This window comes from Nocardioides epinepheli (assembly GCF_037936805.1).
Taxonomy (GTDB): Bacteria; Actinomycetota; Actinomycetes; order Propionibacteriales; family Nocardioidaceae; genus Nocardioides.
Genome location: NZ_JBBMMC010000020.1, coordinates 1 through 13,275, shown reverse-complemented (window position 1 = coordinate 13,275; position 13,275 = coordinate 1). Strand labels below are relative to the sequence as shown.

At 72.1% G+C, this 13,275-nt stretch carries 14 protein-coding genes; 10 read left to right on the top strand and 4 right to left on the bottom strand.

Features of this window, described 5'->3' with window-relative positions:
* Positions 1 to 32 precede the first annotated feature (32 nt).
* Genes purS through WMR31_RS20525 form a run of 6 tightly spaced genes read left to right on the top strand, consistent with a single transcriptional unit; the run spans position 33 to position 3,165 of the window.
* A complete protein-coding gene (gene purS / locus WMR31_RS20550) occupies positions 33 to 284 on the top strand; it encodes a phosphoribosylformylglycinamidine synthase subunit PurS (protein WP_340540767.1) in 252 nt (83 codons plus the stop codon).
* Entirely contained in the window at positions 281 to 949 is a 669-nt protein-coding gene (gene purQ / locus WMR31_RS20545; RefSeq protein WP_340540766.1) for a phosphoribosylformylglycinamidine synthase subunit PurQ, read from the top strand. Before purS ends, purQ begins: the two co-directional genes overlap by 4 nt.
* Positions 946 to 1,416 (top strand): DUF3817 domain-containing protein, encoded by a 471-nt coding sequence (locus WMR31_RS20540; protein ID WP_340540765.1) that lies wholly within the window; start codon positions 946 to 948, stop codon positions 1,414 to 1,416. Before purQ ends, WMR31_RS20540 begins: the two co-directional genes overlap by 4 nt.
* Before the next feature lie 8 nt (positions 1,417 to 1,424).
* The gene (locus tag WMR31_RS20535) at positions 1,425 to 2,423 is read left to right on the top strand and encodes a hypothetical protein (protein ID WP_340540764.1); all 999 of its coding nucleotides are present in this window, start codon (positions 1,425 to 1,427) and stop codon (positions 2,421 to 2,423) included.
* Positions 2,395 to 2,526, top strand: coding sequence for a hypothetical protein (locus WMR31_RS20530; RefSeq protein ID WP_340540763.1), 132 nt, complete (start codon positions 2,395 to 2,397; stop codon positions 2,524 to 2,526). Before WMR31_RS20535 ends, WMR31_RS20530 begins: the two co-directional genes overlap by 29 nt.
* Before the next feature lie 39 nt (positions 2,527 to 2,565).
* On the top strand, positions 2,566 to 3,165 hold the full coding sequence (locus tag WMR31_RS20525) for a TetR/AcrR family transcriptional regulator (RefSeq protein WP_340540762.1): 600 nt from the start codon (positions 2,566 to 2,568) through the stop codon (positions 3,163 to 3,165).
* Between the two features lie 272 nt (positions 3,166 to 3,437).
* On the opposite strand, the gene WMR31_RS20520 is transcribed toward WMR31_RS20525, so the two are convergent.
* The 4 genes from WMR31_RS20520 to WMR31_RS20505 are packed head-to-tail and all read right to left on the bottom strand — an operon-like array spanning position 3,438 to position 8,163.
* Positions 3,438 to 4,187 (bottom strand): enoyl-CoA hydratase-related protein, encoded by a 750-nt coding sequence (locus WMR31_RS20520; protein WP_340540761.1) that lies wholly within the window; start codon positions 4,185 to 4,187, stop codon positions 3,438 to 3,440.
* Positions 4,184 to 5,254: a phosphotransferase family protein gene (locus tag WMR31_RS20515; RefSeq protein ID WP_340540760.1), complete on the bottom strand. Its 1,071-nt coding sequence runs from the start codon at positions 5,252 to 5,254 to the stop codon at positions 4,184 to 4,186. Before WMR31_RS20515 ends, WMR31_RS20520 begins: the two co-directional genes overlap by 4 nt.
* Positions 5,255 to 5,292: 38 nt before the next feature.
* A complete protein-coding gene (locus tag WMR31_RS20510) occupies positions 5,293 to 6,762 on the bottom strand; it encodes a mycothione reductase (protein WP_340540759.1) in 1,470 nt (489 codons plus the stop codon).
* Positions 6,763 to 6,795: 33 nt separating this feature from the next.
* Complete coding sequence (locus WMR31_RS20505) at positions 6,796 to 8,163, bottom strand: M4 family metallopeptidase (RefSeq protein WP_340540758.1); 1,368 nt, start codon at positions 8,161 to 8,163, stop codon at positions 6,796 to 6,798.
* An 82-nt stretch (positions 8,164 to 8,245) separates the two neighbouring features.
* On the opposite strand from WMR31_RS20505, the gene WMR31_RS20500 reads away from it, so the two are divergent.
* From WMR31_RS20500 to WMR31_RS20485, 4 genes are all read left to right on the top strand, one after another.
* Complete coding sequence (locus tag WMR31_RS20500; RefSeq protein ID WP_340540757.1) at positions 8,246 to 8,569, top strand: hypothetical protein; 324 nt, start codon at positions 8,246 to 8,248, stop codon at positions 8,567 to 8,569.
* Between the two features lie 200 nt (positions 8,570 to 8,769).
* Positions 8,770 to 9,585 carry a membrane protein insertase YidC gene (yidC, locus tag WMR31_RS20495; RefSeq protein ID WP_340540756.1) on the top strand — a complete coding sequence of 272 codons (816 nt, stop codon included), beginning with the start codon at positions 8,770 to 8,772 and terminating at the stop codon, positions 9,583 to 9,585.
* Between the two features lie 178 nt (positions 9,586 to 9,763).
* Positions 9,764 to 11,431 (top strand): alkyl sulfatase dimerization domain-containing protein, encoded by a 1,668-nt coding sequence (locus WMR31_RS20490; RefSeq protein WP_340540755.1) that lies wholly within the window; start codon positions 9,764 to 9,766, stop codon positions 11,429 to 11,431.
* Positions 11,428 to 13,104, top strand: coding sequence for a SulP family inorganic anion transporter (locus WMR31_RS20485; RefSeq protein WP_340540754.1), 1,677 nt, complete (start codon positions 11,428 to 11,430; stop codon positions 13,102 to 13,104). The genes WMR31_RS20490 and WMR31_RS20485 overlap by 4 nt, the downstream gene beginning before the upstream one ends.
* The last annotated feature ends 171 nt before the right edge of the window (positions 13,105 to 13,275 follow it).

The window sequence follows — 13,275 nt, the reverse complement described above, 5'->3', positions numbered from 1 at the left end:
GAGCGGATCCGCCCGACGACTACGATTCTGTCGTGCCCAAGGTCGTCGTCGACGTGATGCCCAAGCCCGAGATCCTCGACCCCCAGGGGAAGGCGGTGCACGGAGCCTTGCCCCGGTTGGGGTTCGAGGGCGTCGCCGAGGTCCGCCAAGGCAAGCGCTTCGAGCTGCTGATCGACGGCGAGATCACCGCCGCCGTCCTCGCCGAGGTGCACGCCATGGCCGAGCGCCTGCTCGCCAACCCGGTCATCGAGAACTTCACCGTGCGCGTCGAGGACCCCGTATGAAGGTCGGGGTCGTCACCTTCCCGGGTTCCCTCGACGACGCCGACGCCCAGCGGGCGGTGCGGATCGCCGGACACGAGGCGGTCGCCCTCTGGCACGGCGACCACGACCTGCGCGGCGTCGAGGCGATCGTGCTCCCCGGCGGCTTCTCCTACGGCGACTACCTGCGCTGCGGAGCGATCTCGCGCTTCGCGCCGGTCATGACCGAGGTCATCGCGGCCGCGGAGCGGGGCATGCCGGTGCTCGGGATCTGCAACGGCTTCCAGATCCTCTGCGAGTCGCACCTGCTGCCCGGCGCCCTGGTGCGCAACGACCACCAGAGGTTCGTCTGCCGCGATCAGGGGCTGCGGATCGAGAACACCGCCACCGCCTGGACCACCGACTACGCCGAGGGCCAGGAGGTGACGATCGTCCTCAAGAACGGCGAGGGCGGATTCGTCGCCGACGACGACACCCTCGACCGGCTCGAGGGCGAAGGGCTCGTCGTGGCCCGCTATCTCGGCGACAACCCCAACGGATCGCTGCGCGCGATCGCGGGCATCACCAACCCCCGCGGCAACGTCGTCGGCCTGATGCCGCACCCCGAGCACGCCGTCGAGGACCTCACCGGGCCCGGCACCGACGGTCTCGGCTTCTTCACCTCCCTTGCGGTCGCGGCCTTGGCATGAGCGACCCGCTGCTGCACCGGCTCACCCCCAAGCGGCTGTTCCGCGGCGTCGCCGTCGCCGAGGCGATCACCTGGGCGCTGCTGCTGCTGGGCATGTTCCTCAAGTACGTCACCGACACCACCGAGCTCGGGGTACGGGTGTTCGGCATGGCCCACGGCGTCGTGTTCGTCGCCTACTGCCTCACCACGATGGTCGTCGGCATCGACCAGCGTTGGTCGCTGCGCCGCGTCCTGTGGGGGCTGCTCGCGGCGATCCCGCCGTTCGCCACGGTGGTGTTCGACCTGCTCGCCGAGCGTCAGGGCGCCTTCGGGGAGTGGCGCCTGCTGCACGGTCGCCCGGAGCGTTCGCTCGACCGACCGGTCGCCTGGCTGCTGCGGCACCCGGTGCGCGGAGTGGCTGCCGGCGTGGCGGCCGTCGCGGTCCTGACCGGCGTCGCCCTGCTCGTCGGGCCTCCCGTCGGCTCCTGAGGTCCCCCATGCGTGATCGCGCGGACGACGCCGCGACCGGGCTCGCGCAGCGACTGCTCGACGCCCAGGTCGCCTACCATCTCGCCCGGCTCGACGACGTCGAGGTGACCGAGGCGCTCGGCCGTCACCTCGCCGAGCACGCCTCCGCAGCGGTGTGGGAGATCCAGGTCGGCGACCTGCTCGAGCCCTTCGACGCCGAGGCCGCGGCCGGGCTGGCCGGTGACCACGTCGGGCCGCTGCGAGACGCGCTGTCGGCCCTTGCCGAGGTCGTCCTCGACGTCGTCGCCGACGATCCCGACGAGCCGTACCCGATCGGTGAGCTGGTGGACCGGGAGCGGGTGGAGGCAGTCGTCGACGCGGCGCTCGGCCTCACCCCGGTGCTCGAGCGGGCCCTCGCGCGGCTCGAGGACAGCGTCATCGCCGGCACCCTCGCCTCCCGGTTCACCTCGCGGATCGTCGGGGAGGTGGTGGCCGCCAACCGCGCGGTCGCCGACCGCGTTCCGGGACTGGGGTCCTTGATGTCGTTCGGCATGTCGGTGGGGTCCAGCGCCGCCTCGCGGGTGAAGGGCGCCGCCGACCGGCAGCTCGAGGGCCTGCTCGGCGACGCGGCCGGTCGGGGAGGACGCCTCGCCGTCCAGGCGCTCAACCGGATCCTGCTCGAGATGCTGCGCGACCCCTCGACGCGGGCCGCCGTGCTCGAGGCATGGGACCGGATGGCGGTGCGGGAGCTGCGCGGGGTCGACCTTCGCGAGCGGTCCTCGTCAGCCGAGGTGAGCGACCTCGTCGACGCCCTGCACGACCTCGTGGTCGACGTCGCCTCAGCCGAGGGGACCGCCGAGTTCCTCGACCGTCTCGGCCGGACCGTGCGCGACCGGTACGGCGAGTACACCCTTGCCGAGGTGGCCGAGGAGATCGGCCTGGAGCGAGGATGCCCTCGCCGAGCAGGTTGCCGCGCTCGGCTCGCGCCACCTGCACTGGTTGATCCAGCAGCTTCTGGAGTCGGGTGAGCTGGAGGCCAGGCTGCGCGCCGAGCTCGCACCGTTCTACGCCTCCGACGAGGTGATCGCGCTCCTCGCCCCGGCGGCCGGGGCGGCGCGGCTGTCAGACTGAGACCTCCCCAACAGGTGTCGAGTGGGCAGGAGGACGACGGTGGGACGCGAGACCCAGGTGCGCGGCGGGCGTGCGGTGCTGCTCGCCGCCGCGGTGGAGAACTTCGCCGCCGTCGGCTACCACGGCACGTCGATGCGCGACCTCGCCCGGACCGCGGAGGTGACCGTGGCCAGCATCTACCACCACTACTCCTCCAAGCAGGAGATCCTCCAGCAGATCATGGTCGAGACCCTCACCGTCGTCCTCGACCAGACCCGCACCGCTCTCGCGCACGCCGGTCCGAGCCCCACCGAGCGGCTCGGTGCGCTCGTGGAGGCCTGGGTGCTCTTCCACACCGGTCGGCAGGCCGAGGCGCTGATCGGCGCCTCGGAGATCCGCAGCCTCGACGACGTCGGCCGCGAGGTCGTCGTGGGGCTGCGCGACCAGCAGGAGTCGCTGTTCCGGCAGGTCATCGAGTCCGGCGTGGCGACCGGGGCGTTCGCCACGCCCCATCCGCTCGAGGCCACCCGCGCGATCCTCAACATGGGTTCCTCGATCGCCTCGTGGTACCGACCCGAGGGCCCGGTGACCCCGGAGGAGATGGCGGTGCGCTACCGCGACCTGGCCCTCGGCATGGTGCGGGCCACGTCGATCGCGTGACGTGCTGAGCAAGCCCCGGCCCTCCCCCGGAAGTGCGAGCGGTGGGCTGCCGGGGTTTCGTCGGCGCTCGCGGGCGCTCGCTTGCTCAACCTCCGGCGTGGGCCGGTCTCGGAGGTTGAGCAAGCTGAGCGGGCGAGGAACGAGCGCGCTCAGACGAAACCTCGTGGGCGTCCTGGGGACGCGAGCGGGGTGGGTTGCCGGGGTTTTGTCGGCGCTCGCTTGCTCAACCTCCGGCGGTGGGCTCGCGTGCTGGATCTTCGGGGGTGCGCCGGTCAGCGACTCCAGCGCGGCGGGCGCTTGTCGAAGAAGGCGGCGATGCCCTCCTCGCGGTCGGGGGAGAGGGTCACCCGGGCGATGGCGTGGTCGGTGGCGGTCCAGCCGACGGCCTCGGCAGGGCCACGGGACTCGTGGATCGCGCGCAGCGAGGCGGCGACGGCGTCGGGGGAGTTGCGTGTGATCCGGCCGGCGAGCTCGCGCGCACCGGCCAGGGCGCCCCCCGACTCGGTGAGGACGTTGACGAGCCCGGCTTGGTAGGCGCGTTCGGCGCCGATCGGGTCGCCGGTGAGCATCAGCTCGGCGGCCAGGTTCGGCGGCAGCCGGTCTGGGGCGCGGAAGAGTGCGGCACACGTGGGCACCAGGCCCCGGGCGACCTCGGGCAGCCCGAACCTCGCCTCGCGCCCGGCGACCACGAGGTCGCAGGCGAGCACCAGCTCGAAGCCGCCACCCAGGGCCGCCCCGTCGACCGCAGCGATGAGCGGGGTGCGACGGCGGCGCCGGATCAGGCCGTACTCCCCGCCGCGATCGGTGGCCGGGCTGGCCGGCTCGTGCAGGTCGGTGCCCGCGCTGAACGCCGGGCCCGCGCCGGCGAGGATGCCGACGTGGAGGCCCGGGTCGTCGTCGAGCAGGTCGAACGCCGCCGAGAGCGCGTCGGTGAGCTCCCGGTCCAGCGCATTGCGCTGGGCCGGCCGGTTCATCGTGAGGGTGAGCACGACGCCGTCGCGGACGACGTCGAGGACGGTCATCGCGGCAGCCTGGCCAGGCCGGCCTCCAGGAGCAGCGGCACCGCCTGGCCGGCGGTGTCGAAGCCGTCGCCGTGCGCGGCCCCGGCCCGGTAGCGGTGGTCGATGCCGGCCGAGATCACCGCGAGCTTGTAGTAGCCCAGCGCGAGATGCTGGTCGAAGTCACGCAGCGGGACGCCGCCGGCCCGCTCGTAGGCGGCGGCCAGGCCCTCGACGTCGGGCAGGCGCGGGCTGGTCCACGCGCACGGCGAGCCCATGATCAGATCGAAGGCCGGGTCCCGGTAGACGCACATGCTGGCCACGTCGGCCACCGGGTCGCCGATGGTCGACAGCTCCCAGTCGACGACCGCGGCCACCCGGACGTCGTCGCCGTCGATCTGCACGAGGGTGTTGTCGAGGCGGTAGTCGCCGTGGACGATTCCGGTCGAGGCCTGCTCGGGCAGGTGGTCGGCGAGCCGGGTCGCCAGGCGCTCGGCCAGCTGGTGGACCGAGGGGTCCAGGTGGGTGCCGACGATGTCCCACTGGCCGGTCCACCGCTTGTGCTGTCGTGCGGCATAGGCGTCGGGGCGGCCGAAGCGCTCCAGCCCGACCGCGACGTGGTCGACGCGGTGCAACGCCGCCAGCGTGCCGGACAGCGCCTCGACCGTCTTCTCGAGCTGGGCGTCGGTGAGGGTGTCCAGCTCGGCCTGGGCCTGGATGGCGCGGCCCTCGACGAAGCCGCAGATGGCGAAGTCCCCGCCGAGCAGCGTGTCGTCCTCGCTGACGGCGACCGCCGGTGCCACGGGCACGTCGGTCGGTCCGAGGGCCTTGATGACCCGGTACTCGCGCGCGACGTCGTGTGCGGAGGGCGTGCGTCCCGCACGCGGCGGGGTCCGCATCACCCAGGCCGCGGCGCCGTCGTCGAGTCGGTAGGTGAGGTTCGAGCGGCCCCCGGCGATCAGACGCGAGGTGAGCGGGCCGGCGAGGTCGACCCCCGCATCACGCAGCACGTCGGCGATGCCGGCGAGCTCGGCCGGGCTGAGGTCGTTCTGCGTGGACGGCTGGGACTGCGCGGAATCATCGTGGGTCACCGGGGCGTACCTCCAAGGCCGGGAGTCGACACCCTAACCTAACGGGCGTTCGGATTTTGGGCCAGCTCACGTTCCAGCGCCAGCAGTGCGTTCTCGACCACCTCGGTGAGCGCCGGGTGGATCCAGTACTGCCCGCGGGCCAGCCCGCGCACCGGCTGGTCGAAGCTCATCGCCTGGATCAGGGGCTGGATCAGCGTCGAGGCCTGGGGGCCGATCAGGTGGGCACCGACCAGCCGGCCGGTGGCCCGGTCCGCGAGCAGCTTGACCTGATGGTCCTGTGCGGGCGGGTGGTCCTCGATCAGCGCCCACCCGTAGGCGACGTCGCCGTACAGGTGCCGCACCACCGCGACGTCGAGGCCCTGCTCGCGCGCCTGGGCCTCGGTGATCCCCACGGAGGCGACCTGCGGGTGGGTGAACACCGCGCTCGGGACGAACCGGTGGTCGCTGACCCACAGGTCGTCGGGGTTCAGCAGGTTGTGCTGCACGATCCGGGCGTCCTGGTTGGCGACGTGCTTGAGCGGCTCCGCGCTGGAGGCGTCACCCAGGGCCCACACGCCCTCGGCGGTCGTCCGCTGGTACTCGTCGACCACGACCCGTCCGTCGTCGTGTGTCTTCACCCCGGCGGCGTCGAGGCCGAGCCGGTCGCCGTTGGGACGACGCCCGACGGCCAGCAGCAGCACGTCGACCTCGGCGGTGGTGCCGTCGTCGAGATGCATGGTGATCGGCGTGCCCGGGTGCGATTGCGCGACCCGGTTGAGCATGGTCCCCAGCCGCAGGTCCCAGCGCCGCGACAGCTCGTCGGTGAGCACGCGGGCGATGTCCCCGTCGTGGCGCGAGAGGAGCGTCGCGCCGGAGGTGATCTGGGTGACCTCCGATCCGAGGCTCGCGAAGACGTGCGCCAGCTCGCATCCGATGAAGCCGCCACCGACCACGCCGATGCGGGCGGGGCGCTCGGCCAGACGCAGCACCGTGTCGCTGGTGTGGAACTCGACGTCGTCGAGGCCCTCGATGTCGTCGGGGACCACCGGACGACTGCCGGTGGCGATGACGATCTGGTCGGCGGTGAGATCGACGCTGCCACCGGCGTTCAGGTCGACCCGGAGCTCGCGCGGCCCGGTGAAGCGGGCGGTCCCGGTGATCGCATCGACGTTCGGCTGGTGCTCGCGGTAGGCATGCCCCTCCGCGCTGATCCGGTCGATGCGGGTGAAGATCCGGTCCCGGATGGCCGGCCAGTCATCACCCTCGAAGGAGGTGCGGAGGTCGAAGCGGGTGCCGTGCGCGGCGTCGTAGGCGCGGTCTGCGGTGACGACGTACATCTTGGTGGGGATGCACCCGCGGTTGAGGCAGGTGCCGCCGTAGACCCAGTCCTCGACGATCGCGACCCGCTGGTCGGCGAAGCGCCGGTTGATGATCGTGTTGCCGGAGCCGGTGCCGACGACGACGACGTCGTAGTGGTTCGCAGAGCTCGGCGCATCGGGGCTCGGCACATCTGAGGGCGTGGGCACCATGCGCACACGGTGCCACAGGACTCCGTGGGGGTGTCAGCGGTCGTGATGCCCCGGGGGGCGATCGTCGAGAACCAGGTGCGCGACCCGCCGCAGGTCGTCGGTGAGGTCCTGCTCGTGGACGGTGACCTGTCGATCGCCGAGGTCGAACTCGTAGATGAACCGGTCGGCCTGGGGCGCGCTGGTCCACAGCCCACGGACGTCGATGCGGCCCACCAGGTCGCGTAGCTCGGCCGAGGTGGGGTCGTCGCCGGTGAGCTCGGCCTCCCCGACGGTCGTACGGCCGGCGAACCCGCCACTGCGACGGACGATGATGCGGGCCGCCCCGGCTCCGGGCCCCGCGGGTGGCGGCCCGGACGGGTCGGCCGGAGCCGATGAGCCGACCCCGACGTCGTCCCAGGCCTGCTGGACCAGCGCCGGATCGACGCCCTCCAAGCGTCCCGCAGCGGCGACGGTGGCTGCCGCGAAGCCCGCGAAGTCGATGTCGGGGGACAGGTCGGGGCCGGTGAGCGCGGCGTACCAGACCCGGCCGGCACCCTCCCACGACGAGCCGCCGAGTGCGGTCGCGGCGAGGTGGAACGCGCGGTTGGGGATTCCGGAGTTGATGTGGACTCCGCCGTTGTCGTCGGTGGTGTCGACGTAGTGCGCCATGTCCGCCGGCTGCGGATCCTTGCCGAGTGCGGGGTCGTCGTAGGCGGTGCCGGGATTGGCCATGTCGCGCAGCCCGCGGGCGTTGATCCCGGGGTAGAAGAGCTCGGCGCCGATGAGCCAGTCGCCCTGTCGCGCGTCCTGGCCCAGGAGTCGCTGCTTGAGGCAGGAGGCGAACACGTCGCTCACCGACTCGTTCAGCGCACCCGACTGGCCCCGGTAGGCCAGGGCGGCGGTGTGCTCGGTGACGGCGTGGGTGAACTCGTGACCCAGGACGTCGACCGGCCTGGTGAAGCGTTGGAACACCTCGCCGTCGCCGTCGCCGAAGACCAGCTGGGTGCCGTCCCAGAACGCGTTCACGTAGTCGCGGTCGTAGTGCACGGTGAGCGTGACGGTGGCTCCCCGGCCGTCGTAGGAGTCTCGTCCGTAGACCTCGTCGAACAGAGCGAGCGAACCGGAGATGCCGGTGGCCGCCTCGTCGACGGCAGCGTCGCCGGACTCCGGGTCTCCGGCCGAGCGCACCGGCTGGCCGGGCAAGGCGGTGCCGTTGGCGGCGGTGTGGACCACCCAGTCCGGGCCGGCGGCGGCGCTGTCCCGCGCGCCGGGCGCGGCCTTGGATGCGGCTGCCTCGTGTCGCGCCGCGCGCATCCGGCCATCGACGGCCAGGGTGCTGCGCCACCGCTGCGCCGCCTCGGGGCGCGTTCGCTCCAAGTGGTCGAGAAGATAAGGCGGTAGGAAGCAGTGGATCCGAGACATGTCTCCACGGTGCCTCGCGCCACCGACAGTCTCAACCCCCGAAGGGGTCAGCGACCCGGCCCGCCCGCGTAGGCTGCACGCGATGACCACCGACGCCGACACCGTCAGGGCCGACGACGCCGCGCTCGTGCGAGTGCGCGCGCTGGTCGCGCTGTGCGTGGCGACCCTCGTGGCGTTGGTGGTGCCCTCGATCGGGGCGACGGTGGACGGGTCGACCGCCGTCGCGCTCACGGTCCTCGCCCTGGCGCTCACGGCGCTGGCCCGCGAGGCCGACCGGGCCCACGGGGCGCGCGATCGCGCGGGCGCGGTGGCGCTGGTGGCCGGGCGACGTCCGGCACACCTGACCAGCCGGGTCACCGACCCGGTGCACCATCCGCTGCGCCCACGCGCGCCCGGCATCTCCTGAGCCCGGGTCCCCGCGTCCGGCCTGCTGCGCCACGACAGCAGCACGCTGGCGGTGTCGGCCGTCGGACGGCGCGACCAGACCGGCGTCGCGTCCGTGCCTTGCCGACGGCGATCGCCGGTCCCGGGCTGAGCCCAGGCTGAGCCTCACCTGTCGTGACGGGTGAGCAGACGTCCGTTGTCAGCTCGTCCTCAGGAGTCCCGTTGTCCGTTCTCGCCCCCTTGTCCCACGCCCTCGCCGCCGTCGTCGCCGGCGCCCACGCGGGCCTCACCTCGCTCGGCTCCGACCCTGACGCCGGCGCCACCTGGGCGCTGTCCATCGCTGCCGTCGTGGTGGTGGTCCGCACGGCGTTGCTGCCCCTGGTGATCCACGGTGTGCGCTCGGCGCACGCCGCCGCCCGCGCCCGGCCGGCCCTGCGGGAGCTCGGCGAGCGCTTCAAGGGCAAGCGGGATCCCGACAGCCTGCGCGCCCATGCCGAGGAGCGTCGAGCCATCGCCGCCGAGCACGGCATGTCACGGCTGGGCTGTCTGCCCATGCTGCTGCAGATGCCGGTGTGGATCGCCCTCTACCACCTGCTTCGCGACGTCGCCCGCGGTCACGCCGTCGGCGCGATGGGAGCCGATCTGGTCGCCTCGCTCGGCGTCGCGACCATCGCCGGCGTCCGGCTGGCCGACCACGGCTACGCGGGAGCGGGCGCCGAGCATCTGGCCGTGGTCGCCGGACTCGCGCTCACCGCGGCAGCGCTCTCGTTCCTCACCCAGCGGTTCCTGCTCGCCCAGAACATGGTGACCGCCGACCTGCCCGAGGCCATGCTCCGAGCCCAGCGCCTGATGCCGATGCTCTCTGCCGGAGGCATGCTTCTCGCCGGGGGATTCGTGCCGGTGGCGCTGCTGGTCTACTGGGTCGCGAACTCCGCCTGGACCTTCGGCCAGTCGGCGGTGATCTGGCGCTGGTTCCCGACGCCGGGCTCGGCTGCCGCCGATCGTCACCTGCTCAGGCGCGCCCCGGCGCAGAGGTGAGGCCGCGGGGCGCGAGGGCTCGCGTCTGGGCCGCTACCACCCGAATCGGGTGGTCTCGGCTCCGAGCCCTGCCGGTGGATTCCGGTTCGGCGTAGCGTGCGCCGCACCCGCGGTTCCGGGCGGTCGGCGCCACCCTGCGCCGACTCGTCGCGGTCGAGCGATGGGAGCAGGAGCGGACGTGACGAACCCCTACGACGTCGAGCGGAGCTTCCCCGACTACTTCCTCGAGCACCGCGAGCTGACGATCGAACGCCAAGGGACCTATCGGTGCGGCGAGCACCCGATCTGGACGGTCCACCACCCGTTGGGCCTCCTCGGCAACGCGATCATCATCGAGGGCGAGTCCGGGCTGATCGTCTACGACACCGGCTGCAACCTCGACGCCGGAGCCAAGATCGCCGAGGAGATCCGCGCAATCTCTCCCAAGCCGGTCCGGGCGGTGTTCTACTCCCATCATCACGCCGACCACTTCAACGGCACCTCGGCCTTCGTGGACCCCGCGGCGGTCGCGGCCGGACAGGTCGCGATCTATGCGTGGGAGAACTTCTCCGCCGAGAAGGAGAACGAGTTCGGCGATCTCGTGGCGCGCCAGTCGATGGGGCTCGGCTACTACGGAGGCGCCTTCTTGGCGCCGGAGGATCAGCACCACCACGGCATCGGGCTGCTGCCGACCGGCGGGGCGAGCGGCTACCTCCCCGCGACCCACGTGCTGAGCGAGGACCAGACCCTGGTGATCGAGGGAGTCGAGATCCGGGTCTTCTACACCGGCGGCGAGGCCATCAGCGAGTTCGGCCTGCACCTGCCTGCCTTCGACTGCATCGCGATCGCCGATGAGTTCTTCACCGGCCTCGCGAACCTCCACACCATCCGGGGCTCCAAGCCGCGGGTGCCCGACAACTACCTGGCGGCCCTGCAGCGCGTGCTCGACATCGGACCGGAATGGCTGGTCGGCTCGCACATCGAGCCGATCCAGGGCCGCGACCTCATCGCTGCGCGCGTCACGAGGTACCGCGACGCGATCAAGTACCTCTGGGATCAGACCGTCCGGCTCATCAACAAGGGCTACACGCCCACGGAACTACAGCACGCGCTCAAGGACCTCCCCGAGGAGGTCGTCGACCCGCCGTACACCGTGCCCCTGTACGGGACGCCGTCGACGATGGTGCCGGAGTTCTTCACCGGGTGGGTCAGCTGGTTCTCGGGCGACTCGACCGAGCTGTTCCCCTCCGCGCCCGGGATCAAGGAGGCCCGCCTGACCGAGCTCATGGGCGGCGTCGACCGCGTCCTGGATGCCGCGAAGTCCGACCATGCCGCCGGCGAGCACCAACTCGCCGCCGAGCTGGCCCAGATCGCGCTGCGCGCCGATCCGGAGAACCAGGACGCCAAACTCGTGAAGGCGGCCGCCCTACGCGCCCGCGGCTACCAGGAGATCAACCCGATCGCCCGGTCGTGGTACCTCACCGGCGCCCTCGAGCTCGAGGGCCGGATCGACCCGGGTCTCATCCTTCGCGCCTACGGCAGCGTGCTCGACCTGGAGCGCACCGTGACCCAGATCGTCGCGGGGTGGCGCTACCTCCTCGACGCCGACGCCGCCAAGGACGTCCGGCTCGCGGCCGGCATCGTTGCAGCCGACACCGGCGAGGAGACGACCGTGCGGATCCGCAACCGGGTGCTCGAGACCACCGGCGGTATCGACGACGACGTCACCGTCGTCGTCCGGCTCACCCACGAGCAGGCCCGCGGCGACGGGACCCCGGTCGTGCTGGCCGGCGACCCGGACACCTGGGCGCAGGTGCAGGGCCTCCTCGACCGCGGACTCGAACCGTTCTACATGCACATGCGATGACGCGGCCGGGCATCCGGCGGATGCTCGGCCGCGATGCGGCGCGCAAGGACGTCGTCGCGGGAACCGTCCTCGGTCTCCAGAGCGTCCCGGACGGACTCGCGGCGGGTCTCCTGGCCGGGGTGAGCCCACTCGCGGGCCTGTATGCATATCTGTTCGGGATGGTCGGTGCCGCGGCGGTCACCAGCAGCGGCTTCCTCACCGTCCAGGCGACCGGCGCCATGGCACTCATCGTGGCCGACACCCCAGCGGTGCACCGCCTCGATCCCGAGCGGTCGATGGCGACGCTCGGGGTCCTGACCGGCATCATCCTGGTCGGCGCGGGGCTGCTGAAGGTCGGACGTCTGGTGCGGTTCACGCCGGTGCCGGTGATGACCGGGTTCCTGGCCGCCGTCGGCGCCAACATCGTCATCGGCCAGCTCCCGAGCGTGACGGGGTTCGACGCGTCGGGGGACACCCGGCTCACACGCCTGTTCGACACCCTGGCCAGGATGGGACAGTGGAGCGCCCCGGCGGTCTTCGTCAGCGCCCTGACGATGATCATCATCGTGCTGACGCACTCGACTAGGTTCGCAGGCCCAGCCCTGGTTGTCGCGGTCGTCGTCGGATCGGGCGTCGCGCTGGTGCTGAACCAGGTGGCCGAGCCGCACGTCGAGACGCTGAGCGACCTCGTCGCCGTGCCCAGCGCGCTCCCGCTGCCGGTCCTGCCCGACGCCCGGGCGACACTCGACCTGCTCCTTCCCGCGCTGTCGCTCGCCCTGGTCTGCACCGTGCAGGGCGCCGGCGTCTCCGCCGGGCTCCCGAACCCCGGCAGCCGACAGCCGGACCCCTCCCGCGACGTCGTCGGGCAGGGCGTCGGGAACCTCGTGTCGGCGCTGCTGCGCGGTATGCCGGTCGGTGGCTCGCTCTCCGCCTCGATGATCCTGGTACAGGCCGGCGCTCGCAGCCGGGTGGCGATCTTCGTCGCGGGCGGCGTGATGGCCCTCACCGTCGTGTTCGCCGCGGACCTGGTCGCCCACACCGCGACCCCCGCACTGGGCGGTCTGCTGCTCGTCGTGGGCATCCTCTCCATCGATCCAGCTCGGATCCGGTCGGTCACGAAGACCGGGCCGTTCCACACCGCGGTGATGGCGGTGACCTTCGTGCTGACCGTCCTCATCCCGCTCCAGTTCGCCGTCCTGGTCGGCATCGGCCTCGGCATCATCCTCTTCGTCGCCGAGCAGTCGAACCGCGTGATCGTCCGGCGCCTGTGGTTCGAGCCGGTGCGACGCATCCGCGAGGGAGATCCGCCGGCGACGCTGCCGGCCCACGACGTCGTCGTCCTCCAGCCCTACGGCAGCCTCTTCTTCGCCAGTGCCCCGAACTTCGAGGCCCAGCTGCCGAAGGTCGGCCGCGACTCCCGCGGATCGGTGGTGGTCCTGCGCCTACGAGGCGTCGGCAGCGTGGACCTAGCCGTCGTCGAGGTACTTCGGCGCTACGTCGCCGACCTGCACGTGGTGGGCTCCACGCTCAAGATCGTCGCGAGCGACCAGCCGGTCCTCACCCAGCTCGAGGCCACCGGCTTCGCCGCCGAGCTCGGCGAGGGCAACCTCTACCGAGGCGGCGACTGGGTCGGCCGTGCCGTCCGCCAGGCCTACGGCGACGCCATCGCGGACCTGGCGCGCCGCGCTCGGTGAGCGCTGCTCTCGGCCAGAGGGTGAGCAAGCGAGCGCCGACGAAACCCCGGGGGCGACGAAGAACCTCCGCCGGAGGTTGAGCAAGCGAGCGCCAGCTGTTGTGGGTAGGGAGGTTGGTGACAGCTCGGCGTGGCGGGGTGGGTAGAGGGCCTTTCCGCGTGTTCGGTGTGT